Raw genomic sequence first — 25,920 nt, 5'->3', positions numbered from 1 at the left:
GTTCCATGCCCCTCCTGTCCACCGCCCCCCAGCGGCCGGGCCCCAGGCTGCCCGGGCGCGGCCGCATCACGGTCGAGATCCGGCAGCACGTCCCTCGCTGGTATCAGGGCGTGGTCCTGGCCTGCGGCCTCGTCGTCGGGATGGGGCTCGCGACCGCCATCCTGGTCGCCTCCGGCGTCGGCCTCTCGGATCTCCTCCAGGAATTCGTGATCGTGATGGTGACCAGCCGGGGCAGCCTGACGGCGGTGCTGGTCCAGGCGGGCCCCCTCGCCATCGTCGGGCTCGCGGCGGCCGTCGCCTTTCGCGTCCGGTTCTGGAACATCGGCATCGAGGGGCAGATGATCCTGGGCGCCATCGCGGCCACCGCGATCGCGATCCACGACGTCGGGCCGGCCCCCGTGCGGCTCGGCCTCATGATGCTGGCGGCGGCCCTGGCCGGGATGGCCTGGGTCCTGATCCCGGCCGTGCTGAAGATCCGCATCGGACTGAACGAGGTCATCTCGACGCTGCTGCTGAACTACGTCGCGTTCAACGGGCTGCTGCAGCTGCTCTACGGACCCTGGCAGGACCCGGTGAGCAGCTTCCCCAATTCCAAGCAGTACGACCTCGCCGAGCGGCTGGGCAGTCTCGGCTGGGGGGACCTGACCTGGGCCCTGCCGCTGGCGGGCCTCCTCACCCTCCTGTGCTGGTGGCTCCTGAACGTCAGCCGCTTCGGGTTCCTCTCCCGGGTGGCCGAAGCCAATCCGCGCCTCGGCGAAGGCCAGGGCCTGCCGATGACGCGGGTGATGCTGGCCGCCGCCCTGCTCTCGGGGGCGCTGGCGGGCTTGGCCGGCTTCAGCATCTGCGCGGGCGTCGAGTACCGGCTGACCCAGTCGTTCTTCAACGGCTACGGCTTCTCCGGCATCCTCATCGCGTTCCTGGCCCGCAACAATCCCCTCGCCACCTTCGTGACCGCGGTGCTGGTCGGCGTGCTCTACGTGGCCGGGCAGAGCCTGCAGGTGTTCTACGGCATCCCCAGCGCGATGGTGCAGCTCATCCAGGCGGTGATCGTGATCGGCGTCGCCGCCTCCGACTTCTTTTTGCGGCACCGCGTGCGGTGGGTGCCGGGAAGGCGCCCCGATGTTTGATTTCCTCGTCAACTGGCTGGCCAACGTACCGACCTTCGCGTTGCCCTACGCGCTGGCCGCGCTCGGGCTCATCATCACCGAGAAGGCGGGCGTGCTCTCCCTGGGCGCGGAGGGCTTCCTGCTCATCGGCGCCATGAGCGGCATCGGCGTTCTGCTCGGGGTCGGGGACTACCCCCTCCTCGCGCTCACCGTGGCCGCGCTCGCGGCGGCGGCGCTCTCGCTGGTCTACGCGCTCCTCGTGGTGACGCTGCGGGTCAACCAGGTCATCGGCGGCCTCGCCCTGGTCTTCCTGGCGCAGGGCATGACGGGGGTGATCGCGACGCGCGCGGGCTGGACCAGCCGGCCCGTGGACGGCCTGCACACCGTTCCCCTGGGATCGCTCGCCGACATCCCGGTGCTGGGGCCGATCCTGTTCCAGCACGATCCCCTGGTCTTCGCCACGGTGCCCCTCGTCGCCCTCGTCGCCTACGTCCTCGACCGCACGATGTTCGGGCTGCGGCTGCGGGCCGTCGGCGACGGCCCCGACGCGGCCGATGCCGCCGGCATCCGCGTCGCCCTGACCCGATACGGGGCCATCGCCCTCGGCTCGGCACTGGTCGGCCTCGCGGGCGGCTATCTCTCGGTGGGCGTCGCCAAGATCTGGGTCGAGGGCATGAGCGGCGGGCGCGGCTGGATCGCCGTCGCCCTCGTCATCTTCGCCCGCTGGCAGCCCTGGCGGGCGCTCGGGGGCGCCCTCCTGTTCGGGGGCATCGAGGCGCTGATCCCCCGCATCGCCGCCATCGGTGTCGCCCTGCCGCAATATCTCGTCCTGATGACGCCCTACCTCGCCACCCTCGCGGTGATGATCTGGATCTGCCTGCGCCAGGACGGCCGCAGCCTGGAGCCGCGGGCCCTCGGCGTCGCCCACCTGCGCGAGGAGCGCCGCTGAGAGGGCTCGCCGATTCCGACCCGGCCGGCCTTCCGGGACCGAGCTCGGCGCGCGGCGATCACGGGGTGGCGGCCCCGGGGCGCCGGACAGCCCGATCCGGGACGGTGACGGGTCGACACGGGCCGGTCGTGCGCCGCCTCAGATCGCCACGCCATCGCCGCCGTGCCGCGGCTGATGGGCTGCCGTGATCGTCGTCATCAGCCGGATCAGGGTCTCCCCCTCGTGGCCCGCGAGCGGTTCGAGGGGCGCGTCGTGGGCCTGGCACGCGGCCTCTTCCATGGGCGAGGAGGCCAACACGATCATCCGGGCGGCTATGGAGGGCGGCCTGCGGGTCGATGTCGGGCATGGAAGCCCCTTCTCCCACCGGGTCTTCGCCGCCCGCCGCCTGTTCTGCCCCCGCCACCGGGCCTGGTTCACCCTGCCGGGCGGTGCCGTCTCGCCGGGATGGCCCGTGCGGGATCTGCCCACCGATCCCGTCCGCCACGATCGCCGTCCGCATCGGCGCGGCCCGGTAGAGCCGGCCCCGTTTCCCGTCGTTCGGGTGTCAGGTCGCGGTCCTGAGGCCGGCATAGCGTCCGACCGAGGCGTGGCCGCCCCGGAAGCCGGTCGACGGAACGGCCGATCCGGCCATCGGGGTCCCGCGTGGCGGGGGGCCATGGTCCCGCCCGGTCGACGCCGATGCGCGGAGCGCCTGCCGCAGCGCGGTGATCTCGCTCCGCAGGCGCGCGTTCTCGCGCTCGACGTCCCCGAGGCGGGTGACGCCGGCCGGCGACAGGCCGCCGAAGCGTCGGCGCCAGCGGTAGAACGTGCCGACGGAGACGTGCGCGGCCGTGCAGATGGCCGCGATGGCGGTGCCATTCGCGGCCTCCCGCAGGAGGAACGCGATCTCTTGATCGGTATGTCGGGATCGACGCATGCGCATCAGCCAATCGAGTCGGTATCCGAGGAGGCGGTCCAGCAAGAAACGCACCGTTGGCCGAGGGGCGCGGACAGACGTGCCGCGCGGTGCGGCGTGCGAATTTTGACGTTTGATCTGCAGCGGCGCACGCGTCGTGGGCGGAACGCCGTGGTTTTACGCAAGCCGCAGCCGCTCTGCAGCCTATTTGGCCTTCCTCCCCGGGCGCTCAACTCGGACAATCCGCCGGTCACGGAACGAGGCGAGAGCGATGGTCGGATTCACGAGACGCGGCTTCCTGGGAACGGCGGCGACCCTGTCCGCCCCGGCCCTCATCCGCCCGGCCTGGGCCGCCGACACGGTCAAGCTCGGGTGCCTGTTCTCGTCCTCGGGCACCATGGCGAACATCGAGGGCCGCCTGAACTACGTGGTGCGGATGGCCGCCGACGGCCTCAACGCGAAGGGCGGCGTCAACGGGCGTCGCATCGAGGTGGTGACCTCGGACCCCGCCTCCGACTGGCCGCTCTATGCGCAGATCGGCCGACAGATGCTGCAGCAGGAGAAGGTCGCCGCCCTGTTCGGCTGCTGGACCTCGGTCTCCCGCAAATCCGTGCTGCCGGTGGTCGAGCAGAATGACGGGCTGCTGTTCTATCCGCTCCACTTCGAGGGCGACGAGAACTCGAAGAACGTCGTCTACGTGAACTCGCCCCCGGCGAGCTCGGTGCTGCCGGCGGTCGATTACCTCATGGGTGCGGAGGGCGTCGGGGCCAAGCGGTTCTTCATGGTCGGCTCGGACTACGTCTGGCCGCGGACCATCAACAAGCAGCTCAAGGCCTACTGGACCTCCAAGGGCGTGCCCGAGACCGCGTGGCGCGAGGAATACGTGCCCCTGGGCTTCTCCAACTTCCAGACCCTGGTGAACCAGATCCGCAGCTTCGCCGCCCAGCCCGGCGGCCAGCCCATCGTGGTCCTCACCGTGGTCGGCTCCTCGATTCCCGACTTCCTGCGCGAATTCGCCAATCAGGGCATCCGCGCCACCGACGTGCCGATCCTCGGCCTCGACATGGTGGAGGCGGACCTCGAGGGCCTCGACACCGCGCCCCTCGTCGGCCACCTCAACTGCTGGGCCTATCTCCAGGCCGCCAAGGCCGAGGCGAACACGACGTTCCTGTCCGAGTGGGCGGCCTACGTGAAGGCCAAGGGCGTGCCCTTCAGCGCCGACACGGTCATCGACCCCATGGTCTCGGCCTATGACAGCGTCCAGCTCTGGGCGCTCGCCGCCGCCAAGGCCGGCAGCTTCGACGTCCCGGAGGTGCGCAAGGCCTTCCCCGGCCTCCGCTTCGCCGACCCCTCCGGCTACACCCTGACCATGGGCGGCGAGAACAACTACGTCGCCCGGGGCGTCTTCATCGGCTCGGTCAACGAGAAGCAGGGCTTCGACATCCTCTGGCAATCGCCCGATGCCCCCAAGCCTGTGCCGTTCAGCCCGTATGGCTGAGGGTCCGGGACGGTTCGGCCTGGTCGCCCTCCTGCTGTGGGCCGCGAGCCTGGTGGCGTCGCCGGCCCTCGCGGCCGGAGCGCCCCTCGATCGGGGCGCCTTCACCACCGCCCTCTGCGGCGACGGCGCGGTACAGGGCACGGCGGTGGAGGGGATCCTGCACGCCTCGGCGGAGGCGGAGTCCGGCGACGTCGCCTGGGCCGGCACGGTCCTGCGCGCCCTCCTCGAGCGGCGTCTGACCTGCCTGGGCGGGTCCGCCCTGCTCCTCGACCGGGCCGGTGCCGCCGACGGCCGCGACGCGGCCACCGGGGCGGTGCGCCCGGTCGCGGGCGGCCGCGCGCCGGTGCTCGGCCTGCGCCAGCGCGCCCTCGCGGAGACCGCCTCCGGAGCGGCGTCGCTGCTGACCGGGTCGGGCGTCGCGGCACGCCGGGCCGGCCTCGCCACCCTGGAGCGCCGGATCACCAGCGTGCCGGAAGCCCTCCTCCTGCGCGCGGCCTCCGCCGAGACGGATCCCGGCCTCAAGGTAAGCCTCGCGGCGCTCGCGCAATCCGCCGCCCTGTCCTCCGCCGATCCGGCGCGCCGCCTCGGGGCGATCCGGGCCGTCTCGGAATCGCCCTCGGGCGCCGCCTTCTCCCGCCTGTCCGCCCTCAAGGCCGATCCCGCCTACGGCAGCGATCCCGCCTTTCGCGGCACCCTCGACGCCGCCCTGGCCCGCGTCGCGCGGGCGGTGTCGATCGGGGACGGTCTGGCGGTGCTCTACAACGGCCTGAGCTTCGCCAGCATCCTGTTCATGGCGGCGGCGGGCCTGGCGATCATCTTCGGGCTGATGGGCGTCATCAACCTCGCCCAGGGCGAGTTCATCATGATCGGCGCCTACGCGACCTACGGCGTGCAGGAAGCCTTCCGGCGGCTCGCACCGCCCGCCTGGCTCGACGCCTACCTCCTCGCCGCGATTCCGGTCGCGTTCCTGGCCGCGGCGGGGGTCGGCATCGCCATCGAGGCCCTGATCCTGCGCCACCTCTACCGGCGCCCGCTGATGAGCCTGCTCGCCACCTGGGCGGTGAGTCTGCTCCTCATCAACGGGGTCCGGGTCGCGGTGGGATCGCAGAACCTGCAATTCGCGATGCCGCCCTACGTCAGCGGCGGCGTGCCCCTCTATGCCGACTTCGTGGTCATCTGGAACCGCCTGTTCGCCATCGCCTTCGCGGCCGTCACCCTGGTGCTGACCCTCGTCATCCTGAAGCGGACGCCGCTCGGGCTGGACATCCGCGCGGTGACGCAGAACCGCGACATGGCCGCCTGCCTCGGCATCCGCACCCGGCGGGTCGACCGGCTCGCCTTCGGCTTCGGCTCGGGGCTCGCCGGCCTCGCCGGCGTGGCCCTCTGCCCGATCTACAGCGTGAATCCCGGGATGGGCGCCACCTTCATCGTCGACAGCTTCATGGTGGTGGTGCTCGGCGGCGTCGGCACCGTGGTGGGCACCCTGGTCGCGGCGCTGGGCATCGGGGGCGCCAACGTCCTCATCGAGCCGCTCTACGGGGCCGTGGCCGCCAAGGTCATCGTGCTCGCCGGCATCATCCTGTTCCTGCAGCGCCGCCCCGAGGGCCTGTTCGCCGTGCGGCGTCGGCGATGAGCGGCGCCCTCGACCTGTCGCCCGGCGTGCCGGCGGCCCGACGGCCCGGCCCGAGCCTCGGGGGCGACCCGCTGCTCGCGGGCCTCGTCGGCCTCGTCCTGGCGACGGCCCTCGCCCTCGTGCTGCTCCAGCCCGCCCCCTACCTCGTCAACCTGGTCGGGCAACTGGCGGCCTTCGCGATCCTCGCCGTCTCCCTCGACCTCGTCTGGGGCTATCTCGGCATCCTCAGCCTCGGGCACGGACTGTTTTTCGCCATCGGCGGCTACGTCTGCGCGATGCACCTCCTGGCCCATGCCTACGCGGTCACGGGCACCCCACCGGACCTGATGCAGTTCATGGGCTGGAAGAGCCTGCCGGTCTACTGGACCGGGCTGACCAGCGCGCCCTACGCCCTCGCCCTGGCGCTGGGATTGACGGCGGCCGTCGCCTTCGTGTTCGGTCTCGCCTCGTTCCGCTCGCGGGTGAACGGCGTCTACTTCTCGATCATCAGCCAGGCCCTGGTCTACGTCGCCATGCTGCTGATGTTTCGCAACGATACCGGTCTGGGCGGCAACAACGGCATGACGGGGTTCTCGCGGCTGTTCGGCTGGCCCATGGGCGCGCCCGGGGTCGTCACCGGTCTCGCCGTCGCGACGCTCCTGTGCCTCGCGGCCGTGCTCGTCGGGGCGCGGGTCCTGGTGGCGAGCCCGCTGGGGCGCCGCATGCTGGCCTGCCGGGACGACGAGGCGCGGCTGCGCACCCTCGGCTACGGCACCACGCGCCTCAAGCTCGGGATCTGGTGCCTCTCGGCCGTCATCGCGGCGCTGGCCGGCCTCCTCTACGTGCCCCAGGTCGGCATCATCAATCCACGGGTGCTCAGCCCCGACCTCTCCATCGAGATCGCGGTCTGGGTCGCCATCGGCGGGCTGGGCCGGCTCGGGGGCGCCGTGATCGGCGCGGTGGCGGTCAACGCCCTCAAGTTCTGGCTCAGCGCGGCGATGCCGGAGGCCTGGCCCTTCATCCTCTCCGGCCTCGTCCTCGTGGTGGTCCTCGGGTTGCCCAACGGCCTCCTCGACCTCGCCGCGCTCCGGCTGACGCCGACCTGGCTCCGGCGCGCGGGATCGCGGCCGTGAGCGCCCTCGTCATCGACAGCCTCACGGTCGTGTTCGGCGCCTTCCGGGCCCTGGACGGCCTCTCCCTCGCCGTCGATCCGGGCGAGGTCCGCGCGGTGATCGGCCCCAACGGGGCCGGCAAGACCACGCTGCTCGATGCGATCACGGGGATCACCCGCCCGCGTTCCGGGCGCATCCGCCTCGGCGACGGGCGCGACCTGACCCGAGCGTCGGAGGCCGAGATCGCCCGGGCAGGGGTGCGCCGCAAGTTCCAGAAGCCCAGCGTCTTCCCGGCCCTGACGGTGCGCGAGAACCTCGCCCTCGGCTGTGGCCCCGATTGTCCGGCGCGGGAGCGGCCGGTCCGTCTGGCGCGGGCCCTGGCGGAGACCGGCCTCGAAGCGCGCGCCACCGTGCCGGCCGGCGCCCTCGCCCACGGCGAGAAGCAATGGCTCGAGATCGGCATGGTGCTGGCCTCCGAACCCCGGGTCCTCCTCCTCGACGAGCCGGTGGCGGGGCTGTCCGACGACGAGACCGCGCGCACCGCCGACCTCATCGGCGCCCTGCGCCGGCCCGACCGGGCCATCCTGGTGATCGAGCACGACATGGCCTTCGTCGAGGCGGTGGCCGACCGGGTCACGGTGCTGCACGAGGGCCGGACCCTGTTCGAGGGCGCCATGGCGGGGGCCCGCGCCGATGCCCGCGTAATCGAGGTGTTCCTCGGCCGATGACGCCAGCCCTCAACCCATCCCCCGCTCCTCCGGCCGGCCTGACGGTGTCGGGGCTCGACCAGCATTACGGCAGCGCCCAGGTGCTCCGGACCGTCGGATTCCATGTCGCGCCCGGCACCTGCCTCGCCGTGCTCGGCCGCAACGGGGCCGGCAAGACCACCCTGCTGCGCTGCCTCGCCGGCCTGATCCCGGCGACGCGGGGGACGGTCGCCCTCGATGGCGTGGACCTCACGCGGTGGTCCCCCGACCGGCGGGCGCGCTCCGGCCTCGCCCTCGTGCCGCAGGGCCGGGAGATCTTCGCCGACCTCAGCGTCGCGGAGAACCTCCGGGTCGCCGCCCGGGCGCACGGCCTGGATCGGAGCGGCGCCGTCGACGAGGCCGTCGCGCTGTTCCCGGCCCTGCGCGAGCTCTGGCACCGCCCGGGCGGCAACCTCTCCGGCGGCCAGCAGCAGCAGCTCGCCATGGCCCGGGCCCTGGCGACGCGGCCCCGCATCCTGCTCCTCGACGAACCGACCGAGGGCATCCAGCCCTCGATCGTCGCCGCCATCGAGGCCGTGATCGCGGGGCTCCAGGGCCGCATCACCGTCGTCCTGGTGGAGCAGTACCTCGCCTTCGCGATCCGCCTCGCCGACGCCTTCGTGGTTCTCTCCCGCGGCGCCGTGGTGGAGCAGGGCCTGCGCCAGGACCTGAACCACGACGCCGTTTCCCGGCACATCGCCGTCTGACCCCCCCGACCCAGGAGCCCGCATGTCGATGCATCACGAGATTCCCGCGACCCCCGAGAGCATGGTGCTGGGCTACTTCGACGCCACCCTGCCCCCCGTGCTGGAGGTGGCCTCCGGCGATACCGTGACGCTGCACTCGTTCCCGGCCGGCGGACGGGAATCGCTTCATCCCGATCCCGCCCGCGTGCCCGCGGATTACCGGCTCGCCCTCGACACCCTGGCGCAGGGGCCCGGCCCCCACTTCGTCACCGGACCCGTCCACGTGCGCGGTGCCGAGCCCGGCGACGTGCTCCAGGTCGACATCCTGGACCTGAAGGTCCGCATGGACTGGGGCTTCGTGGCGATCCTGCCGCTCCTCGGCACCCTGCCGGACGAGTTCACGGACTACGAGACCATCCACCCCGACATCGACCTCGCCCGCGGCGTCGCCGTGCTGCCCTGGGGCACGGAACTCCCCCTCGATCCGTTCTTCGGCATCATGGGCACGGCGCCCCCCGCCGCCTGGGGGCGGGTCGGAACCCCGGTCCCGCGCGGGTTCGGCGGGAACATGGACAACAAGGAGCTCCGGGTCGGCACCACCCTGTACCTGCCGGTCTATAACCCGGGCGCCGGCTTCTACGCGGGCGACGGACACGGCGTGCAGGGCGACGGCGAGGTCTGCATCACGGCCCTGGAGACCGGCCTCACCGGCACGGTCCGCCTCACCGTGCGCAAGGATCTCGGCTACGCGTGGCCCTTCGCCGAGACGCCCACGGACCTGATGTCGATCGGCCTGCACGAGAGCCTGGACGAGGCGATGCGCCAGGCCGTGCGCGAGATGGTGCGCCACGTCTGCGACCGCACGGACCTGACCCGCAACCAGGCCTACATGCTCTGCTCGCTGGCCGGGAACCTGCGCATCACCCAGACGGTGGACGGCAACAAGGGCGTGCACATGCTGATGCCGAAGCGCGCTCTGAAGCCGAAGCGCGCGCTCTGACGTCGAAGCGCGCGTCCCGAAGGCGGCCCTGCCTCGGCCGCCAGACACCGGAGGCGCGGGCTGGAATGGGACCGTCCGGTTGGGGCCTCAACGCACCGGACGGTCGTACGCCGAGAGATCGGGCCCCTTCGGGGGACGCGCGAACAGCGTTCCCGAAGCCCGACGAACCCAGCGCGTGCTGGCCACGCGCAGGGCGCCATGGAGCAGCCGGATCCCGAGCCGGCTCTGCGGGTTGGCCAACCGGGGCGCGATCTTCGGAACGCCCTGGCCCGCCTCGACCATCGGACGCATGGCCCGCTCGTAGGCGGCCAAGCCTGCCCGGACATCGGAGGTCCGCGACAGCTCCTGGGCGAGGACGAAGGCGCCGGTGATGGCCAGGGTGGTGCCGATGCCGGCGAGCGGCGTGGCGCACCAAGCGGCGTCCCCCGTCAGGGCGATGCGGCCCTTCGACCAACGCGGCATTCGCACTTGCCGCAGGACATCGAAGTAGAAGTCCTCGGTGGTGTCCAGGCCCGCCAGGACGCGCCGGGCCTGCCAGCCGGCATCGGCGAACCGCTCATGCAGGAAGGCCTTTTGTCGGCCGACATCCCAGGCCTGCTCGCCCGCGGGCGGCTGCTGGAGGGACAGCATCGCCCGCGTGGTGCCTTTCCGGTCGGGGCGCAGCGACACGCTCCGGCCCCCGGGCGCATTGTACCAGCGCCACAACCGATCATCGTCGGCGACCCGCGGAACGGTGAAGTAGGCGATGGTCAGATCCATCCAGCGCGGGTCGTTCTCCCCGGGGAAGACGAGTTCGCGCGTCGCCGAGCCCACGCCCTCCGCGACCACAACGGCGTCGTACCGCTCCGTGAGGCCGCTGGCGAACGTCACGGTCGCGGCATCGCCGTCCTCGTGGAGGCCCGTGATGCTGTCGCCGAAACGGACGCTTACGGTGTCCCGCGCCGCGTCGAACAGGAGACGCGCCAGGTCCCCGCGGAGGATCTCCATCTCGGCCGTCGGCCCGTCGCCGCCGAGGTCGTCGGTCATGAACGTCGCGACGATCCGGCCGTCGCCGTCGACCCAAGCCGTCCCCGTTTCTCCCGTGCCCTGTTCGAGGGCGGTCTCGTCCAGTCCCATCCGGCGCAACACCGCGCGGCCGACGCCACGCACGTCGATGTTCTGACCCCCGTCCCGGAACGCGGGCGCGCGCTCCACCACCGTGACCTCGTTTCCCAGACGCGCGAGCCACCAGGCGAGGGCTGAACCGGCAACGCTGGCGCCGGTGACCAGGATACGATGGGCCATGGATCCTTCCGGGCGCGGAAAACGGCCGCGACCTCCGCCTATATGCGTCGCCGTCTGGCAGCGGACCAGGGCACGTCCAGCCCATCCGGTCATCGAGCGGACCGGCGGGTCCCGACCTCGCCGTGGGTGGCCAAACCGGGGCGTCTCGAACGCGGTCGTTCGGCGATGGGCGTCGTCTGGGTCGGAGCGCCTCTCGGTTCCGTATCGGGCCTTGCGTCGCGTGCCTCAATGGCCGGTGCGGTGGGCGCGGCCGGGAACCGGGTGGCGGTCGAGCGAAGCGCGGCATGGAACCCCGGGGGCATGGAACCCCGGGGGCATGGAAACCCGGGGGCATGGCGGTGCGGGAAGAAACCGGTGCCGGCGCGGAACGCGACCTCAACGGCCGCCGCGCCCTCCGCTCCGCCCGCCGGTCAGCGGACCGTCGGATCGGCGGCGAGGCGCGCCCGGATGGCATCCGTGAGCCCGCCCTCGAACAGCAGGGCCGAGCCGTAATGGTACTCGATGTCGAAGGCCCGGCGCGAGTTCATGGACAGGGAGGCGCTGTGCAGGGCGAGGAGGCGGCCCTCGGCGTCGAACAGGCCCGAGCCGGAGCCGCCATAGCCGTTGTTGCAATCGTGCCGGACGCGCCGGATCGCGTCCTCGCTCGGCGGGTCGATCCGGTGGATCGTGCAGGGCTCGAGGCTGCTCTGGCCGGGATAGTTCGCGTGGCCGCCGGGGGAGACCATGACGACCGGGACCGGCACGGACCCGGTCGGCAGGTCGGGGAAGGCCGGCACCGGCTGCGGGCGCACGCCCTCGGCCGGCTCCGCCAGCTCGACCAGGGCCCAGTCGTCCGTGATGTGGAGCGACATCGCCCCCGGCACGGTGCCGAGGCGCAGGGTCCCCGGGGCGAAGGCGTAGTTCCGGCCCCCGATCTGGAAGAAGCAGTCGGCGATGTCGCGCGTGGGCTCCAGGTGCCGGCTGCGGAAGTTGTGGGCGTTCAGGACCACGAGGCGCGGGCTGCCGATCAGCCAGGCGGCGGCCGCCTTCCGGGGAATGCCGTCCGACCGGCAGTAGAGCACGCCGGCGCCGGGATAGCGGGCGTAGTCCGCCCCCGCCAGTTCGCGCCGGTCGTCCTGCGGATAGAGCGCCGCCCATCGCTGCGGACCCTCCGCCCGACCCGCACCGCTCCCGCCGAGGTGCAGGAGCCCGGCGCCCACGAGCCCGGCACCGGCGAGCGCGAGGCGCCAGAGCGCCCTGCCCCCTGGGACCCGGGTCCGCGTGAGTCTGGCCCGACCCGACCGCACCGGTCCGCCGCTCCCCTGACCTAAGGGTACCTGGCCCAAGCGCCTACTCGTCGGCGGTCTGGCGGACGGAGACGCAGATCTTCACCGCCTGCTCCAGCTTGGTCTCGCGCGGATTGCCGATGTTGGCCGTCTCTTCGAGGCAGCGGACGAAGTAGTCCCGGTCGAGCTGGGGCGAGAGGCTCGAGAACGCCTTGCCCATCCGGGTCGCGAAATCGACCCGGTCGGCGGTCGGGGTGCGCGACCAGATCGCCACCGGATCGTCGAGCGTCAGGCGCGCGGCCTCGGCGGTCGACGCCGCGCCGACAGCACAACATAATAATATACTAAGACGGCGGATCATCATCGCAAGTCTCTCTCTGGGCGCCCAAGCCTACCGCTGGGCGGCACCATCATTCCACTGGGGAGGCCGTGTCAATTGTCTTGCAGAAATTCATCGGATTGCCGGATCAAAGCTTTCTCAATACCGGATTTCAACCGAATGATTGCCGATTGATCCCGATAAAAAAGTGCCAACTGGCCGCAGACAGCGGGAAAGACAAATGCTTTTATGAATAGCCAGCCGATCAGTAATAAAACTTTCATAAGAAGCTCTATATCTCAAGATAGTCTTATGAATGCGACGGGCTCCTGGGATCAATACAGGAGCTTGTCCTGATCCGGCGAAATCAAAGGCTGTGCCGGACCGGACGGTCGACGGACGCGGCCATCAGGGTAGGAGACGTTGGGATGAACAGGTTTCTGGCTTCGGTCTCGGTGATGGCGCTGGGCGCCCTGGCGCCGATGGGTCTGCCGAGCATGGCCGCCGCGAACGACAAGCTCGTCGAGATGGCGAAGGACGACGCCAACTGGGTGATGCCCGGCAAGAACTACGACTCGGACAATTACAGCCCGCTCAAGCAGATCAACACCAGCAACGTGAAGGACCTGAAGGTGTCCTGGACGTTCTCCACCGGCCTGCTCAACGGCCACGAGGGCGCCCCGGTGGTGGTGGACGGGAAGATGTACGTCCACACCTCCTTCCCCAACAACACCTTCGCGCTGGGCCTCGACGATCCGGGCAGGATCCTCTGGCAGGACAAGCCCAAGCAGAACCCGGCCGCCCGCGCGGTGGCCTGCTGCGATCTCGTGAACCGCGGCCTCGCCTACTGGCCCGGCGACGGCAAGACCCCGGCGCTCATCCTCAAGACGCTCCTCGACGGCAACGTCATGGCCCTCAACGCCGAGACCGGCGAGACGGTCTGGAAGGTCGAGAACTCCGACATCAAGGTCGGCTCGACGCTGACGATCGCGCCCTACGTGGTCAAGGACAAGGTCATCATCGGCTCCTCCGGCGCCGAGCTCGGCGTGCGCGGCTACCTCACCGCCTACGACGTGAAGACCGGCGCCCAGGTCTGGCGCGCCTACGCCACCGGCCCGGACAAGGACCTGCTGCTGGCCGACGACTTCAACATCCGCAACGCCCATTACGGCCAGAAGGGGCTCGGCACCTCCACCTGGGAGGGCGATGCCTGGAAGATCGGCGGCGGCACGAACTGGGGCTGGTACGCCTACGATCCCGGCACCAACCTGATCTACTTCGGCACCGGCAACCCGGCGCCGTGGAACGAGACCATGCGTCCGGGCGACAACAAGTGGACGATGACGATCTTCGGCCGCGACGTCGACACGGGCGAGGCCAAGTTCGGCTACCAGAAGACCCCGCACGACGAGTGGGACTACGCGGGCGTCAACGTGATGATGCTCTCCAACCAGAAGGACAAGGACGGCAAGGACCGCAAGCTCCTGACCCATCCGGACCGGAACGGCATCGTCTACACCCTGGACCGCACGGACGGTTCGCTGGTCTCGGCCAACAAGATCGACGACACCGTCAACGTCTTCAAGTCGGTGGACCTGAAGACCGGCCAGCCGGTGCGCGACCCGGAATACGGCACCCGGATGGACCATCTCGGCAAGGACATCTGTCCCTCGGCGATGGGCTACCACAACCAGGGCCACGATTCCTACGATCCAGAGCGCAAGGCGTTCTTCATGGGCATCAACCACATCTGCATGGATTGGGAGCCCTTCATGCTGCCCTACCGCGCGGGTCAGTTCTTCGTCGGCGCGACGCTGAACATGTATCCGGGTCCGAAGGGCGACCGGCAGAACTACGAGGGCCTCGGCCAGATCAAGAGCTACAACGCCATCACGGGCGCGTTCCAGTGGGAGAAGATGGAGCGCTTCGCGGTCTGGGGCGGCACGACGGCCACCGCCGGCGGGCTGGTGTTCTACGGAACCCTCGACGGCTACATCAAGGCGCGCAACTCGGACACCGGAGACCTCCTCTGGAAGTTCAAGATGCCCTCCGGCGCCATCGGCTACCCGATCACCTACACCCACAAGGGTGAGCAGTACGTGGCGATCTACTACGGCGTCGGCGGCTGGCCGGGCGTCGGCCTGGTCTTCGACCTGCAGGACCCGACCGCCGGCCTCGGCGCAGTGGGCGCCTTCAAGAAGCTCGCCAACTACACCCAGATGGGCGGCGGCGTGATGGTGTTCTCGCTGGGCGGCAAGGGCCCCTACGACGACCCGAACGTCGGCGAGTACCAGACGGCGGCCGCGAAGTAGGCGGCACGACGAGGCCGCGCCCGCAGCGTGCGCGTGTCCCCCTCCCCCCCTGTGGGGAGGGGTCAGGGGTTGGGGGTGGCTCCGCTGGCCTTCGTCCGTCGCGGGGCCTCCGGCCACCCCCACCGCCAACGCCTCCCCGCGCGAGTTGGGTGATCGCATCCGCGATCTGCCTGTCGGCGGCTCTGAATTCCGGGCTCGCCGACGGCGACCCGGAATGACGGTGTGCCTCATCTGTGATCGCCCTGCCGCAACGGGCCGGGGAGCCGCGTCCCGGTCCCACAAGACTCCGACCAACGAGAACAACGGAAACGCTCCCATGTCCTTCGCCACAGGATGCTCCTTCGCCGCAGGATGCCTGTCCGCTGCGGTTCTTCTCGCCCTCGGCGGGGCCGCGCTCGCGCAAGGCGACACGAAATCCGCCCCCGACGACAGGACTCTGCGGGTCTGCGCCGCGAACCAGCCGCCGCTCTCGCTGAAGGACGGCAGCGGCCTCGAGAACCGCATCGCCGCGGCGATCGCCGACGCCATGGGGCGCAAGGCCGAGTTCGTCTGGTCGGACAAGGCGGCGATCTACCTGGTGCGCGACAGCCTCGACAAGAAGCTCTGCGACGTGGTCGTGGGCCTCGACAGCGACGACCAGCGCGTGCTGACCACGAAGCCCTATTACCGAAGCGGCTACGTGTTCGTGACCCGCGCCGACCGCGACCTCGACGTGAAGTCCTGGGCCGACCCGCGGCTCAAGACCGTCGACCACATGGTGGTCGGCTTCGGCACGCCCGGCGAGGTCATGCTGAAGGATATCGGCCGCTACGAGGAGGACATGGCCTACCTCTACTCGCTGGTGAACTTCCGCGCCGCCCGCAACACCTACACGCAGATCGATCCGGCCCGGATGATCAGCGAGGTCGCCACCGGCAAGGCCGACGTGGCGGTCGCTTTCGGCCCGGACGTCGCCCGCTACGTGAAGGACTCGGCCCAGCCCCTGCGCATGACCCTGGTGCCCGACGACACCACCCGCAGCGACGGCCGCAAGATGCCGCAGAGCTTCGACCAGTCCATGGGCGTGCGCCGGGACGACACCGCCCTGAAGGCCGCCCTCGATGCGGCCATCGTCAAGGCGAAGCCGAAGATCGAGGCGATCCTGAAGCAGGACGGCGTGCCCCTGGTCCCCGTCACCAACTGATCCGGTTCCGCCCCGCGCGGCCCCGGTCCGACATCCCCGCTTCCGAGGCGGAGCCCGACGCGGGCGCGCCGGGCTCCGCCCCAAACCCCTCGCCGGCGCCCCGATGGGCGCCCGGTCCAGCCCCGCCCGGCCGGTCAGCCGTCCGGCGTCATCAGGTCGAATTCATGCGTGATTCCCATGGCATCCTGGCCATCTGTTTCAGCCTCGCCGCCGTCCTCGGTGGCGTCGCCGCCCTGGCGCAGCCCGCCGCCGGCCCCCAGACCGGCTTCGTCTTCCGCAACACGGTCACGGGCGAGCAGCTCGACGTCGCCGAAGGCAAGGCGGGCGGCCGCGACACCCCGGCGGTGAAGCAGTTCTTCCAGACGGGCAAGAACAGCTACATCGACGACAAGTCCTGCCTGCGCAACGGAGAGTCCCTCTTCGCGACCTCGTGTTCCGGCTGTCACGGCCACCTGGCCGAGGGCAAGCTCGGGCCGGGCCTCAACGACAACTACTGGACCTATCCCTCGAACACCGAGGACACCGGCCTGTTCGCCACGATCTTCGGCGGCGCCAACGGCATGATGGGCCCGCACAACGAGAACCTGACCCCCGACGAGATGCTCCAGGTCATCGCCTGGATCCGGCACCTCTATACCGGTCCGGTCCAGGACGCCGTCTGGCTCAACGACGCGCAGAAGAAGAATTACACGCCCTACAAGCAGGGCGAGACCTTCCCCAAGGACGTCAAGGGCCAGTGCCCGCCGCTGGAAGACTGACGCCCGAGGAAGTCACGGCGCCATCCGTGAGGCACCACCGCGCGCGAGCCGCGACGCCGATCCACAGACAAGAACGATCAACAGAGGAGACGACCATGCGGACTTTCATCACAGCCCTGGCGATCGGTGCGGGCGCGCTGCTCGCGGCTCCGGCGATGGCCTATGACGGCACCAAGTGCAAGGCGGCCGGCAATTGCTGGGAGCCGAAGCCCGGCTTCCCCGAGAAGATCGCCGGCACGAAGTACGACCCGAAGCACGACCCCAAGGAACTCAACAAGCAGTCCGAGTCGATCAGAGCGATGGAAGAGCGCAACAAGAAGCGCATAGAGGCCGCCAAGAAGACCGGCAAGTTCGAGTACGACGTCACCAAGCTGTCGTCGAACTGATCCCGTCGTCCTGATCCTGGCGGATCGGGGTCGCCCGCCGCGCGGCGGGCGCGCCCCGATGGCGCCGCGACCCGGCGGGGCGACCTCTGGACGCTCCGTCCCGGGTCGCGGCCGTCGGTGGCGCCGGGCCTTCCGGTCCCCCGGGTCTCCGTTTCCTCAAGGCTGAGCATGATGAACCAGGTCCGCTCCGGCGATGCGATGCTCACCGACTGGCGCGCGGCGGCCACCCGCTTCGAGGCGACGGTGGGCGCGGCCGTGCTCGGACAGGCCCGGGCGATCCGGCTCCTCACCATCGCGCTCTTCGCCCGCGGCCACGTGCTGCTGGAGGGCGATGTCGGCGTCGGCAAGACGACCCTGCTGCGCGCCGTGGCGCGGGCGGTCGGCGGCGCCTACGCGCGCGTCGAGGGCACCGTCGACATGATGCCCACCGACCTCGTCTACCACACCTACCTCGCCGAGGACGGCCGCCCCCGGGTCGAGCCGGGCCCGGTGCTGCGGCAATCCGAGGACCTGTCGATCTTCTTCTTCAACGAGATCAACCGGGCCCGGCCCCAGGTCCACGCCCTGCTCCTGCGCCTGATGGCCGAGCGCACGCTCACGGCCTTCGACCGCGAGTACCGGTTTCCCAACCTCCAGGTCTTCGCCGACCGCAACCGGGTCGAGCGGGAGGAGACCTTCGAACTGCCCGCCGCCGCCCGCGACCGCTTCCTCATGGAGATCGGGCTGGAGGCGCCCCAGGACGCCGCGAGCCGGCGCGCCCTGGTCTTCGATCCCCGCTTCCACGACACCGACGCGCTGATCGCCGGCCTCGACGGCGGCGTCCTCGACCACGCCGCCCTCCCGGGCATCGCCGCCGCGATCCAGCACGGCATCCAGGCGAGCCCGGCCATCGAGGCCTACGTGATCGGGCTCTGGGCCGCGCTGGTGCGGCCGGGGGAGGCCGGCATCCGCCTGCCCGGCCTCGACATGGAGGCCCTGGTCCAGGGCGGGGCCTCCCCCCGCGGCGTCGCCTTCCTGGTCCGCGCCGCCCGCGTCCGCGCCTGGCTTGAGGGCCGCGACTGGATGGTGCCGGAGGACGTCCGGGCGGTCTTCCCCGAAGTCATGGCCCACCGGGTCTTCCTGGAGCCGATCTACGAACTGCGCCGGGCCGCCATCATGCCCGACCTCTGCCGGGCCGTGTTCGAGACCGTGCCGGCGCCATGACGGAGACGGCGCAACCCGACATCGTCTACCGCCCGCGCGGGCGCCTGCCCGGGACCCGCCCCGGCGCCCATCGCGGCCGCGAGGCCGGCGGCCTCGGCACGTTCCGCGATCAGGTGCCGTTCCTGCGGATGCCCGATGCCCGGCGCATCGACGTCCGCGCCACCCTGCGCGACCCCTTCGAGGGCACCGTCGTGCGCCGCTTCGAGGCGCGGACCCCGATCGAGGTCTGGGCGCTCCTCGACCTCTCGGCCTCCATGCGCTTTGCCGGAGCGGCCGACCGCATGGCCCTGGCCTGCGCCTTCTGCACCGGCCTCGCCGCCTCGGCCACCCGGATCGGCGATCCCTTCGGCCTCATCGGCTGCGACGAGGACCTGCGGGACGACGTGTTCCTGGCGCCCAGCCGCGCGCCCACCCGGGCCGCCGAGGTGGCGCGGCGCCTCGCGGCCGCCGCCTGTTCCGGCCGGGGCGCCGGAGGCATGGCGGCGGCGGCCCGCCGCCTCGCCGGGCGCCCGAAGATCGTGTTCCTGCTCTCCGACTTCCGCTGGCCGGAGGCGCAGATCGCCGAGGTCTTCGCCGCCCTGAGCCGGCACGACCTCGTCCCGGTGCTCCTCGGCGACGCCGCCGAGGCGGAGGGCCTGCCGGACTGGGGGTTGCTCGAACTCGACGATCTCGAAGGCGCCGGGCGCCGGCTGGTCTTCATGCGCCCCGCCCTGCGCCGGCGCTGGATCGCCCGCGAGGCCGCCCGGATCGAGACCCTCCGGCGCCTCGCGACGGCTCATGGCCGCCCGCCCTTCCGCCTCGCCGGCCGCTTCGATCCCGACGCGGTCAGCCGCCACCTCCTCGGCGCCTGAGGCGGCTCATGCGCATCCGCTTCCTCGCCCCCCTCCTCGCCGGCCTCCTCCTGTCGGGCCCGGCCGGGGCCCAGGTCCGCTCCGTCGAGATCCGCACGCCGCGCCCCTTCGGGTACTTCCTCGGGGACCTCGTCCGGGCCGAGGTCGACCTCGTGGTCGAGCCGGGCTTCCGGCTCCAGGCCGCGTCGCTGCCGCAGCCGGGGGCGCTCACCTACTGGCTCGACCTGCGCGACCTCGACGCGACCGCGTCGGTATACGGCGACGCCCGGCGCGTGCGCCTCGCCCTCACCTACCAGACCTTCTACGCCGCCCTTGATGCCCGGGCCCTGGAGATTCCGGGCTTCACCGTCACCTTCGTGAGCGAGAGCGATCACGGCGCCACCACCGTGAAGGCCGAGGTGCCGGCCTGGTCGTTCAATGTCTCGCCGCTGCGCGAAGTCCAGCCGCCCGCCCGGGACGACCCCCGCGACTACATGCGCCCCGACGGGCAGGTCGGCCCCGGCGATCCGCGGCCCCTGCTCCTCGGTGCCGCCGGCTCGGCCAGCCTCGCCCTCCTGGCGCTGGCGGGCCTCGCCCGGGACCGGAGCTGGTGGCCGTTCCGGGCCCGGCGCGGCCGTCCCTTCGGCCGCGCGGCCCGTCGGATCCGCGTCCTGGCGCGCCGGCCGGACCCGATGCTCCACCACCGCGACGCGCTGCTGGCGCTCCACGACGCCCTCGACACGGTGGCCGGCCGCCGGCTGCTCGCCGACGATCGCAGTGATTTCCTGAAGACCCACCCGGCCTACGCGGCCGAGGGGCCGGACCTCGCCCGGTTCTTCGAGGCGTCCCGCCGGACCTTCTTCGGGCCCGGCCCGGAGGACGGCCTCGCCGTGCTCGACCTCCCCGCCCTCGCCGCCCTCGCGCGGCGCCTCGCCCACGCGGAGCGCGCCGCATGATCGATGCGCTCGCCCGCCTCTCCGCCGACCATCCGGCCCTGCTCTGGCTCCTGCCCCTCGCCCTGCTGCCGCTCCTGGCCTCGGCCCAGCGCAGGGTTCCCGTGGCCGCCATCGCGGCGGCCCCGGCCGACGGCCCGTCGCGGGCGATCGGCGCCCTCCTGCGCACCGCCGGGATCGTCGCCATCGCGGGCCTGATCCTGGCCCTGGCCGGCCCCTACCGTCGGGGCGAGACCCTGACGCGCACCGGGATCGGCGCCCAGGTCTCGATCCTGATCGACCGCTCCGGCAGCATGAACGAGACCTTCGCCGGGCGGCAGCCCTCCGGCCTCGAGGAATCGAAGGCCGCCGCCTCCCGGCGGCTGCTCGCCGCCTTCGTGGGGAGTCGGGCGCACGATCAGTTCGCCGTCACGGCCTTCTCGACGGCCCCCATGCTGGTGGTCCCCATGACCGACCGGCATGCGGCGGTCCGGGCCGCCATCGCGGCGATCGACCGGCCCGGCCTCGACTACACCAACATCGCGCGGGGCCTCGCCATGGGTCTGGCCCAGTTCGGGCCCGCGAGCCCCACCACGTCCCGAGCGCTCCTCCTCGTCTCGGACGGAGCGGCCGTGATCGATCCGCGCGTGCAGGACACCCTGCGCGCCGCGTTCACCCGCCTGCGGCCGAACCTGTACTGGCTCTTCCTGCGCACGAAGGGCTCCCCCTCCATCGCCGACCGGCCGGCGGGTGAGGACACCCCGCAGGCGGCGCCCGAGCGCCACCTCGACCTGTTCTTCCGGAGCTTGCGGACACCCTACCGCGCCTTCGAGGCCGAGGGAGCGGAGGCGGTGGCCGAGGCGATCGCCCAGATCGAGCGGCTGGAGCGCGATCCGATCCCCTACACCGAGCAGCGCCCGCGCCGGGACCTCGCCGGGCTTGCCTATGCCGCCAGCCTTGTCGGGCTCGTGATCCTCGTCGCGGCCAAGCTCGGAGAGGCGGATCTGTCCCGGAGCGGCCTCTCGGCCGCCCGGTCCCGGGCCACCGCGTCCGACCCCGCGAGGCGCGCCGCATGACGACGACCGTGATCCGGCCCGGGCGTACGGCGCCCCGTTCGGCCACCGACCGAGCCCGGTCGCGTGGCACGGGCCTGCGCGTGGGATGGCGGCGGGCCCGGCCGCGCCTCCTCATCCTGTTGCCGATCCTGCTCCTCGGCGCCGCCCTGGGCTGTGCCTCCGGCGCCTGGCGGATCGCCCGCGACACTGCCACGATCCAGGCTCTCGCCGCGGGCCGGGACGTCGCGGTTCCGGTCGATGCCGCTCCGTCCCTCCTGCTCGCCCGCGTCCAGCACCTCGCCCGGCGCGGCGCCGTGGAGGCGATCGAGCCGCTGATCGCGGCACTCGAAGCGCAGGGCGCGCGCGACCGGGCCGCCCGCGCCCGCTTCGCCCTGGCCAACGCCCATCTGCGACAGGCCTTCGACCACCTGGAGCGCGGCGACCTCGACCCGGCCGGACCCCGCATCACCCTGGCGCGCCAGGAGTACCGGCGCGCGCTCCAGGGCCGTCCGGACTACTGGGATGCCAAGTTCAACCTCGACGTGGCGTCACGCCTGTTGCGCGACTTTCCCGACTTCGATCGCAAATCCGGCGATGCCCTCGCGGCGGAGCCGAAGACGATCTGGACCGACATTCCCGGCCAGCCGCGGGGCGAGCCGTGACGCCCCACGGCCTGATCCTGCGGAACCTGACGGACGGACGCCTGCGCCTCCTCGCCGGGGCCCTCGGGCTGGTGGCGCTGGCCCTCGTGATGCGCCCGTTCCCGCTCACCCGCCACGGCGTCGCCATCCTGGCGATCGTCGACATCACCGGCAGCATGAACGTCCGCGACTACGTCGGCGCCGACGGGATGCCGGCGAGCCGTCTCGACACCGCGAAGGCGGCTTTGCGCGACCTCGTCGCCGGCCTGCCCTGCGGATCGCGGGTCGCTTTGGGCCTCTTCACGGAGCGACGGCCCTTCCTCCTGTTCACCCCCATCGAGACCTGCGCGGGCTTCGCGCCCATCGACGGGGCGCTGGCGGCCCTCGACTGGCGCATGGCCTGGGAAGGCGACAGCCGGATCTCCGCCGGGCTGTTCCGCAGCCTCGCCATGGCGGAGGAACTGGGCACCGACCTCGTGTTCATCACCGACGGGCAGGAGGCCCCGCCCCTGCCGAGCCGTGGCGGACCGTCTTTCGAGGGCAGGCCCGGTGCCGTGCGGGGCCTCATCGTGGGGGCCGGGGCACCCGGCCTGTCGCCGATTCCGCGCTACGACGACCGGGGACGCGAGACCGGCTTCTACGCCGCGGGCGACGTCCAGCAGGAGAACCGCTTCGGACCGCCCCCGGCCGATGCCGAGCACCGCGAGGGCTATAACCCGCGCAACGCGCCCTTCGGCGCGACCGCCGCCCGTGGCACCGAGCACCTGTCCTCGGTGCGCGAAGCCTACCTACGCACCCTCGCCGGCGAGACCGGCCTCACCTACGCCCCTCTCGAAGGATCGGCCAGGCTCGTCGCGGCGCTCGAGGGCGCCGCGACGCCACGCCCGGTCCCGGGCCGCTTCGACCCGCGCCCCATACTCGGCGCGTCTGCGCTGCTGCTCCTGCTCGCGACCTTCCTTGCACCCCTGCTCCGCGCCCGCGGAATCCCGACTTGGAAAAAGGCCTGATCGATGCGTCTCGGTGTTCCCGCCCTCGTCCTGATCCTCCTCTCCGGGGCGGCCCTCGCCCACGGCCCGACGCCGCAGAAGGTCGACCAGAGCATCGTCATCGCGGCCAAGCCCGATGCCGTCTGGAAGGTGGTCGGCGAGTTCGCCGGTATCGGGACCTGGCACCCGGATGTCGCCAGAAGCGAGGGCAGCGGCGGCAACGCGTCCGGGGGCCAGCGGAAGGTCACGCTCAAGGCGGGCGGTACCCTGAACGAGGGACTCGACGAGATGAACGCCGCCGGGCGGAGCTATTCGTACCGCCTGTCCGACCCCGACCTGAAGGCGCTTCCGGTCTCGTCCTACTCGGCGACCCTCACGGTCTCCCCCGAGGGCGATGGCGCGAGGGTCGAGTGGCTCGGTCGCTTCTATCGGGGGGATACCGGCAACGAGCCGCCGGACGACCTCAGCGACGAGGCCGGCCGCACCGCCATGAACCGCTACTTCGCGGAGGGTCTCAAAGGCCTGAAGGCGAAGGTCGAGGGGAAAGCCGCGCCATGACGGGCGGCCCGGTGACCGGACGCTTCGTCCTGGCCGCGCTGCTCGTAGGATTCGGACCAGCCCTCGGACCCGGCCCCGGTGCCGCCGCCGCGCGGACCGTGTACGTGGCGAGCCAGGGGGCCGGGACCCTGGTCGCCCTGGCGCCCGATGCGACGGCGGCCGGCGCGTCCCTCCCGGTCGGGCGCAGCCCCGCCCAGGTCGTGGCTGGTCCCGAAGGGCGGCTCTATCTCACCCATCCCGATACGGGGACCATCACGGTCGTCGGTAGCGCCGACGGATCGATCCGGCAGACCTATTCGGTACCCGGTCAGCCGTTCGGGATCGCGACCTCTCCCGACGGTGCGCACCTCTATGTCGGGGACTGGGCGGGCCACCGAGTGATGCACCTGTCCGCCAGGACCGGCGCCCTCGAGGGGGCGGTGGCCGTCGGCCGCGAACCGGCCGGCCTCGTCCTCGACCGGGACGGAACGCTCTACGTGGCCGACCGGGAGAGCCGACAGGTCAGCGTCGTCGACACCCGGACCATGACCCGGAAAGCCACGATCGCGGTGGGGACGGGGCCCTTCGCCCTGGCGCTGAACCCGGCCCGGGACCGTCTCTACGTTGCCAACGTGCGCAGCGGCGACGTGAGCGTCATCGACACGGTCGCGCGCCGGGTCGTCGCAACCTTCACGGTGGGTGGCATGCCCTACGGGGTCGCCGTGAGTCCGGATGGCGGCCGGATCTACGTCACCGACCAGCGCGGCGGCAATCTCGTCGTTCTCGATGCGGAGGACGGCGCGCTGCGCGCGACCGTGCCGGTCGGCCGCTATCCGGAGGGCGTCGCGATCACCGGGCAACAGGCCTACGTCGCCAACTGGTTCTCGGATTCCGTCTCCGTCGTCGACCTCCGGAGCCTTCGCGAGACGGTCCGTATCGCCGTGCCCGACGGCCCCCGCAGCCTCACGGTCGTGCCCGAGGACGAGCGATGAGGTTCCGCACCGCGCCGACGCTCGCTCTCCTTCTGGTTCTGGGGGCCTGCGATGGCGGCGAGCCCGCTCAGGACACGGCCGTCGTGGCCACGAAGTCCGATGCCGAGGTCCCGACATGGCTCTCGCCGACGGACGGGATGGAGCCGGCGGTTTGGCTTGCGCGGCGCGAACCCGGCCAGCCCGTGGCGCGCGCCGCCGCGCGCAGCGATCACCTGCGCCACAGCCTCTCTCGGGCGAAAGAGGTCTTCATCGAAGATCCGCGCATGATCGCCAATCGAACGGTACAGCTCGGACAGATGCTGGCCGAGGCCGGCGAGCCCGAGAGCTACACCGATCTCCTCGAGGGCCTCGAAGGCGCGGCCTCCCCGACCCATCGCAAGCAGCTCTACGGCGAGCTGTGCCAGCATTACTACAACAGCCGACAGCAGGGGTTGGACCGCGCGCAGGCCCTTGCCCGCCTCACCGAACGCTATGCCGCGCAGCCTGCCGCGCCGGATGTCGCCCCATGACATCCGGCGCGACGAGCATCCTCATCGCGGACGACCACCCGGTGATCCTGAGGGGGTTCCGGACCCTCATGGAGGATGCGGGGATGACGGCGATCCACGAGGCGACGACCATCGTGGAGGCCTATCGGGCCTTCTACCGGCAACGCCCGGGCATGGTCGTTGCCGATCTCACGTTCGGCGATCAGGGCTTGAGCGGACTGTCCTTGATCCAGCGCATCCGGACCCTGGAGCGCAAGACCCGGATCCTCGCCTTCAGCATGCACGACGATCCGACGATCATCGCGCGTGCTCCGGCGAACGGAGCGACCGGCTATGTGCTCAAGGATGCGCCGGCCACGGCGTTCCTCGCGGCTTTCGACCAGGTCCGCCACGGAAAAAGCTACCTCGATCACGACATCGCCCTGCGTGTGGCCATGCTCAACGCAACCAGCGAACGGTCGTCGACCGTGAATTTCTCGGAGCGGGAACGACAGGTCCTCTCGCTGATCAAGGACGGAAACTCCTATCAAGCCATCGCTGAAAAGTTGTCGATGAAGTACAAGACCGTTGTAAACGTCATCTCGACGATTCGTCGAAAATCGGGAACCCATAGTCTTGCCGAGCTGATCAATTTCTCGATGTCGATCGATATTTGAGTCTCATCGGACAACAATCGTCGTTCAGGCCGACGAACGGTCGACGGGCCGGCGGAGCTCGCAGTCGCGCAGGCCCGGCCCCGATCCGCTGACCTCCGGGGCGCCGGCCTCCCCGAGGCCGAGGACACGGGCAACGAGGCGTCCGTCGCCGGTGCCCTGCCCTGGGGGGCGCCTCGGGGTTCGAGTGATGCAGGGCGCGGCGCGATCAGGGCGTGAGGCCCGGACAGGGGCGGTCGCTCGCGACGCGTCCACCGGTCAGTTGGTGTCGGCTGCAGGGCCGTCGATGCGGATGGTCGCGCGCGCCGGGTCCGGTCCGCCGGACTGCCGGCAGCTCTGCGCGATCGGGAAAACGGTGCCCTCGTGCGGGACGATGCGGGCCCGGCACTCCCCGGCCTTGGAACTCCCGAGGCCCCGTGGCGCAGCGGAAGTGCGTCGGCGCGGGCCTGGCCGGCGACCAGAACCGAAGCGCATGCGGTCATCGTTCGTGGA

At 71.4% G+C, this 25,920-nt stretch carries 27 protein-coding genes; 22 read left to right on the top strand and 5 right to left on the bottom strand.

All coding sequences use genetic code 11. From position 1 onward, the window contains the following. Positions 1–5 precede the first annotated feature (5 nt). Complete coding sequence (locus AC6EUL_RS03860; RefSeq protein WP_156389561.1) at positions 6–1,127, top strand: ABC transporter permease; 1,122 nt, start codon at positions 6–8, stop codon at positions 1,125–1,127. Then, complete coding sequence (locus AC6EUL_RS03855) at positions 1,120–2,055, top strand: ABC transporter permease (RefSeq protein WP_056379289.1); 936 nt, start codon at positions 1,120–1,122, stop codon at positions 2,053–2,055. Before AC6EUL_RS03860 ends, AC6EUL_RS03855 begins: the two co-directional genes overlap by 8 nt. A gap of 138 nt (positions 2,056–2,193) precedes the next feature. Here AC6EUL_RS03855 and AC6EUL_RS03850 read toward each other — a convergent pair whose 3' ends face one another. Together AC6EUL_RS03850 and AC6EUL_RS03845 are read right to left on the bottom strand one after the other, a co-directional pair. Then, the gene (locus AC6EUL_RS03850) at positions 2,194–2,349 is read right to left on the bottom strand and encodes a hypothetical protein (RefSeq protein WP_156389562.1); all 156 of its coding nucleotides are present in this window, start codon (positions 2,347–2,349) and stop codon (positions 2,194–2,196) included. 250 nt (positions 2,350–2,599) lie between these two features. Then, positions 2,600–2,971: a transposase gene (locus tag AC6EUL_RS03845; RefSeq protein ID WP_056379343.1), complete on the bottom strand. Its 372-nt coding sequence runs from the start codon at positions 2,969–2,971 to the stop codon at positions 2,600–2,602. Positions 2,972–3,221: 250 nt separating this feature from the next. Here AC6EUL_RS03845 and AC6EUL_RS03840 point away from each other — a divergent pair, with 250 nt between their 5' ends. The 6 genes from AC6EUL_RS03840 to AC6EUL_RS03815 are packed head-to-tail and all read left to right on the top strand — an operon-like array spanning position 3,222 to position 9,604. After that, positions 3,222–4,448: a transporter substrate-binding protein gene (locus AC6EUL_RS03840; protein WP_056379292.1), complete on the top strand. Its 1,227-nt coding sequence runs from the start codon at positions 3,222–3,224 to the stop codon at positions 4,446–4,448. Then, a complete protein-coding gene (gene urtB, locus AC6EUL_RS03835) occupies positions 4,441–6,081 on the top strand; it encodes an urea ABC transporter permease subunit UrtB (protein WP_499868956.1) in 1,641 nt (546 codons plus the stop codon). Before AC6EUL_RS03840 ends, urtB begins: the two co-directional genes overlap by 8 nt. Beyond that, positions 6,078–7,193: an urea ABC transporter permease subunit UrtC gene (urtC, locus tag AC6EUL_RS03830; RefSeq protein ID WP_499868955.1), complete on the top strand. Its 1,116-nt coding sequence runs from the start codon at positions 6,078–6,080 to the stop codon at positions 7,191–7,193. The genes urtB and urtC overlap by 4 nt, the downstream gene beginning before the upstream one ends. Next, positions 7,190–7,900, top strand: coding sequence for an ABC transporter ATP-binding protein (locus tag AC6EUL_RS03825; protein WP_499868953.1), 711 nt, complete (start codon positions 7,190–7,192; stop codon positions 7,898–7,900). Before urtC ends, AC6EUL_RS03825 begins: the two co-directional genes overlap by 4 nt. Then, entirely contained in the window at positions 7,897–8,625 is a 729-nt protein-coding gene (gene urtE / locus AC6EUL_RS03820; protein WP_056270048.1) for an urea ABC transporter ATP-binding subunit UrtE, read from the top strand. Before AC6EUL_RS03825 ends, urtE begins: the two co-directional genes overlap by 4 nt. A 22-nt stretch (positions 8,626–8,647) precedes the next feature. Then, positions 8,648–9,604: an acetamidase/formamidase family protein gene (locus AC6EUL_RS03815; RefSeq protein WP_056349096.1), complete on the top strand. Its 957-nt coding sequence runs from the start codon at positions 8,648–8,650 to the stop codon at positions 9,602–9,604. Between the two features lie 87 nt (positions 9,605–9,691). On the opposite strand, the gene AC6EUL_RS03810 is transcribed toward AC6EUL_RS03815, so the two are convergent. The 3 genes from AC6EUL_RS03810 to AC6EUL_RS03800 all read right to left on the bottom strand — a co-directional run bounded on the left by AC6EUL_RS03810 (position 9,692) and on the right by AC6EUL_RS03800 (position 12,517). Next, complete coding sequence (locus AC6EUL_RS03810; protein ID WP_499868952.1) at positions 9,692–10,888, bottom strand: FAD-dependent monooxygenase; 1,197 nt, start codon at positions 10,886–10,888, stop codon at positions 9,692–9,694. A 410-nt stretch (positions 10,889–11,298) separates the two neighbouring features. Beyond that, a complete protein-coding gene (locus tag AC6EUL_RS03805; RefSeq protein ID WP_499868951.1) occupies positions 11,299–12,174 on the bottom strand; it encodes a trypsin-like peptidase domain-containing protein in 876 nt (291 codons plus the stop codon). 43 nt (positions 12,175–12,217) lie between these two features. Further along, the gene (locus AC6EUL_RS03800) at positions 12,218–12,517 is read right to left on the bottom strand and encodes a hypothetical protein (protein ID WP_499868949.1); all 300 of its coding nucleotides are present in this window, start codon (positions 12,515–12,517) and stop codon (positions 12,218–12,220) included. Positions 12,518–12,900: 383 nt separating this feature from the next. Between AC6EUL_RS03800 and AC6EUL_RS03795 the strand changes: the two genes are divergently transcribed. From AC6EUL_RS03795 to AC6EUL_RS03730, 14 genes are all read left to right on the top strand, one after another. Further along, complete coding sequence (locus tag AC6EUL_RS03795; protein ID WP_056215682.1) at positions 12,901–14,784, top strand: methanol/ethanol family PQQ-dependent dehydrogenase; 1,884 nt, start codon at positions 12,901–12,903, stop codon at positions 14,782–14,784. A 316-nt stretch (positions 14,785–15,100) separates the two neighbouring features. After that, positions 15,101–15,967, top strand: a complete 867-nt coding sequence (moxJ, locus tag AC6EUL_RS03790) for a methanol oxidation system protein MoxJ (protein WP_056270035.1) — start codon at positions 15,101–15,103, stop codon at positions 15,965–15,967. Positions 15,968–16,131: 164 nt separating this feature from the next. Beyond that, entirely contained in the window at positions 16,132–16,725 is a 594-nt protein-coding gene (gene moxG / locus AC6EUL_RS03785; RefSeq protein WP_056217638.1) for a cytochrome c(L), periplasmic, read from the top strand. Between the two features lie 95 nt (positions 16,726–16,820). After that, positions 16,821–17,111: a methanol dehydrogenase [cytochrome c] subunit gene (locus AC6EUL_RS03780; RefSeq protein ID WP_056270032.1), complete on the top strand. Its 291-nt coding sequence runs from the start codon at positions 16,821–16,823 to the stop codon at positions 17,109–17,111. A gap of 171 nt (positions 17,112–17,282) precedes the next feature. Continuing rightward, positions 17,283–18,314: an AAA family ATPase gene (locus AC6EUL_RS03775; protein WP_056270259.1), complete on the top strand. Its 1,032-nt coding sequence runs from the start codon at positions 17,283–17,285 to the stop codon at positions 18,312–18,314. Continuing rightward, positions 18,311–19,165 carry a DUF58 domain-containing protein gene (locus tag AC6EUL_RS03770; RefSeq protein WP_056217650.1) on the top strand — a complete coding sequence of 285 codons (855 nt, stop codon included), beginning with the start codon at positions 18,311–18,313 and terminating at the stop codon, positions 19,163–19,165. Before AC6EUL_RS03775 ends, AC6EUL_RS03770 begins: the two co-directional genes overlap by 4 nt. 8 nt (positions 19,166–19,173) lie before the next feature. Next, positions 19,174–20,100 carry a nonribosomal peptide synthetase MxaA gene (locus tag AC6EUL_RS03765; RefSeq protein ID WP_499868946.1) on the top strand — a complete coding sequence of 309 codons (927 nt, stop codon included), beginning with the start codon at positions 19,174–19,176 and terminating at the stop codon, positions 20,098–20,100. Further along, positions 20,097–21,152, top strand: coding sequence for a vWA domain-containing protein (locus tag AC6EUL_RS03760; protein ID WP_056270028.1), 1,056 nt, complete (start codon positions 20,097–20,099; stop codon positions 21,150–21,152). The genes AC6EUL_RS03765 and AC6EUL_RS03760 overlap by 4 nt, the downstream gene beginning before the upstream one ends. Continuing rightward, complete coding sequence (locus AC6EUL_RS03755) at positions 21,149–21,793, top strand: MxaK protein (protein ID WP_244476290.1); 645 nt, start codon at positions 21,149–21,151, stop codon at positions 21,791–21,793. The genes AC6EUL_RS03760 and AC6EUL_RS03755 overlap by 4 nt, the downstream gene beginning before the upstream one ends. Next, positions 21,790–22,779: a vWA domain-containing protein gene (locus AC6EUL_RS03750; RefSeq protein ID WP_499868944.1), complete on the top strand. Its 990-nt coding sequence runs from the start codon at positions 21,790–21,792 to the stop codon at positions 22,777–22,779. The genes AC6EUL_RS03755 and AC6EUL_RS03750 overlap by 4 nt, the downstream gene beginning before the upstream one ends. A 3-nt stretch (positions 22,780–22,782) precedes the next feature. Then, positions 22,783–23,316 (top strand): SRPBCC family protein, encoded by a 534-nt coding sequence (locus AC6EUL_RS03745; protein ID WP_056349115.1) that lies wholly within the window; start codon positions 22,783–22,785, stop codon positions 23,314–23,316. Continuing rightward, complete coding sequence (locus tag AC6EUL_RS03740) at positions 23,313–24,287, top strand: YncE family protein (RefSeq protein WP_499868942.1); 975 nt, start codon at positions 23,313–23,315, stop codon at positions 24,285–24,287. Before AC6EUL_RS03745 ends, AC6EUL_RS03740 begins: the two co-directional genes overlap by 4 nt. Beyond that, complete coding sequence (locus AC6EUL_RS03735) at positions 24,284–24,796, top strand: hypothetical protein (RefSeq protein WP_056379304.1); 513 nt, start codon at positions 24,284–24,286, stop codon at positions 24,794–24,796. The genes AC6EUL_RS03740 and AC6EUL_RS03735 overlap by 4 nt, the downstream gene beginning before the upstream one ends. Further along, positions 24,793–25,431, top strand: a complete 639-nt coding sequence (locus AC6EUL_RS03730; protein WP_499868941.1) for a response regulator — start codon at positions 24,793–24,795, stop codon at positions 25,429–25,431. The genes AC6EUL_RS03735 and AC6EUL_RS03730 overlap by 4 nt, the downstream gene beginning before the upstream one ends. The last annotated feature ends 489 nt before the right edge of the window (positions 25,432–25,920 follow it).

Source organism: Methylobacterium sp. 001424705 (genome assembly GCF_059816145.1).
This window is presented reverse-complemented; position numbering and strand designations above follow the sequence as displayed.

Excerpts from the sequence above, each read along its gene's own strand:
- AC6EUL_RS03740 (WP_499868942.1), top strand. The coding sequence starts at position 23,313 with ATGACGGGCGGCCCGGTGACCGGACGCTTCGTCCTGGCCGCGCTGCTC.
- AC6EUL_RS03770 (WP_056217650.1), top strand. The coding sequence starts at position 18,311 with ATGACGGAGACGGCGCAACCCGACATCGTCTACCGCCCGCGCGGGCGC.
- AC6EUL_RS03855 (WP_056379289.1), top strand. The coding sequence starts at position 1,120 with ATGTTTGATTTCCTCGTCAACTGGCTGGCCAACGTACCGACCTTCGCG.
- AC6EUL_RS03755 (WP_244476290.1), top strand. The coding sequence starts at position 21,149 with ATGACGACGACCGTGATCCGGCCCGGGCGTACGGCGCCCCGTTCGGCC.
- AC6EUL_RS03860 (WP_156389561.1), top strand. The coding sequence starts at position 6 with ATGCCCCTCCTGTCCACCGCCCCCCAGCGGCCGGGCCCCAGGCTGCCC.
- AC6EUL_RS03800 (WP_499868949.1), bottom strand. The coding sequence starts at position 12,517 with ATGATGATCCGCCGTCTTAGTATATTATTATGTTGTGCTGTCGGCGCG.
- AC6EUL_RS03765 (WP_499868946.1), top strand. The coding sequence starts at position 19,174 with ATGCGCATCCGCTTCCTCGCCCCCCTCCTCGCCGGCCTCCTCCTGTCG.
- urtB (WP_499868956.1), top strand. The coding sequence starts at position 4,441 with ATGGCTGAGGGTCCGGGACGGTTCGGCCTGGTCGCCCTCCTGCTGTGG.
- AC6EUL_RS03730 (WP_499868941.1), top strand. The coding sequence starts at position 24,793 with ATGACATCCGGCGCGACGAGCATCCTCATCGCGGACGACCACCCGGTG.
- AC6EUL_RS03760 (WP_056270028.1), top strand. The coding sequence starts at position 20,097 with ATGATCGATGCGCTCGCCCGCCTCTCCGCCGACCATCCGGCCCTGCTC.
- AC6EUL_RS03735 (WP_056379304.1), top strand. The coding sequence starts at position 24,284 with ATGAGGTTCCGCACCGCGCCGACGCTCGCTCTCCTTCTGGTTCTGGGG.
- AC6EUL_RS03780 (WP_056270032.1), top strand. The coding sequence starts at position 16,821 with ATGCGGACTTTCATCACAGCCCTGGCGATCGGTGCGGGCGCGCTGCTC.
- AC6EUL_RS03845 (WP_056379343.1), bottom strand. The coding sequence starts at position 2,971 with ATGCGTCGATCCCGACATACCGATCAAGAGATCGCGTTCCTCCTGCGG.
- AC6EUL_RS03775 (WP_056270259.1), top strand. The coding sequence starts at position 17,283 with ATGAACCAGGTCCGCTCCGGCGATGCGATGCTCACCGACTGGCGCGCG.
- urtE (WP_056270048.1), top strand. The coding sequence starts at position 7,897 with ATGACGCCAGCCCTCAACCCATCCCCCGCTCCTCCGGCCGGCCTGACG.
- AC6EUL_RS03840 (WP_056379292.1), top strand. The coding sequence starts at position 3,222 with ATGGTCGGATTCACGAGACGCGGCTTCCTGGGAACGGCGGCGACCCTG.
- AC6EUL_RS03795 (WP_056215682.1), top strand. The coding sequence starts at position 12,901 with ATGAACAGGTTTCTGGCTTCGGTCTCGGTGATGGCGCTGGGCGCCCTG.
- moxG (WP_056217638.1), top strand. The coding sequence starts at position 16,132 with ATGCGTGATTCCCATGGCATCCTGGCCATCTGTTTCAGCCTCGCCGCC.
- AC6EUL_RS03745 (WP_056349115.1), top strand. The coding sequence starts at position 22,783 with ATGCGTCTCGGTGTTCCCGCCCTCGTCCTGATCCTCCTCTCCGGGGCG.
- AC6EUL_RS03810 (WP_499868952.1), bottom strand. The coding sequence starts at position 10,888 with ATGGCCCATCGTATCCTGGTCACCGGCGCCAGCGTTGCCGGTTCAGCC.
- moxJ (WP_056270035.1), top strand. The coding sequence starts at position 15,101 with ATGTCCTTCGCCACAGGATGCTCCTTCGCCGCAGGATGCCTGTCCGCT.
- AC6EUL_RS03815 (WP_056349096.1), top strand. The coding sequence starts at position 8,648 with ATGTCGATGCATCACGAGATTCCCGCGACCCCCGAGAGCATGGTGCTG.
- urtC (WP_499868955.1), top strand. The coding sequence starts at position 6,078 with ATGAGCGGCGCCCTCGACCTGTCGCCCGGCGTGCCGGCGGCCCGACGG.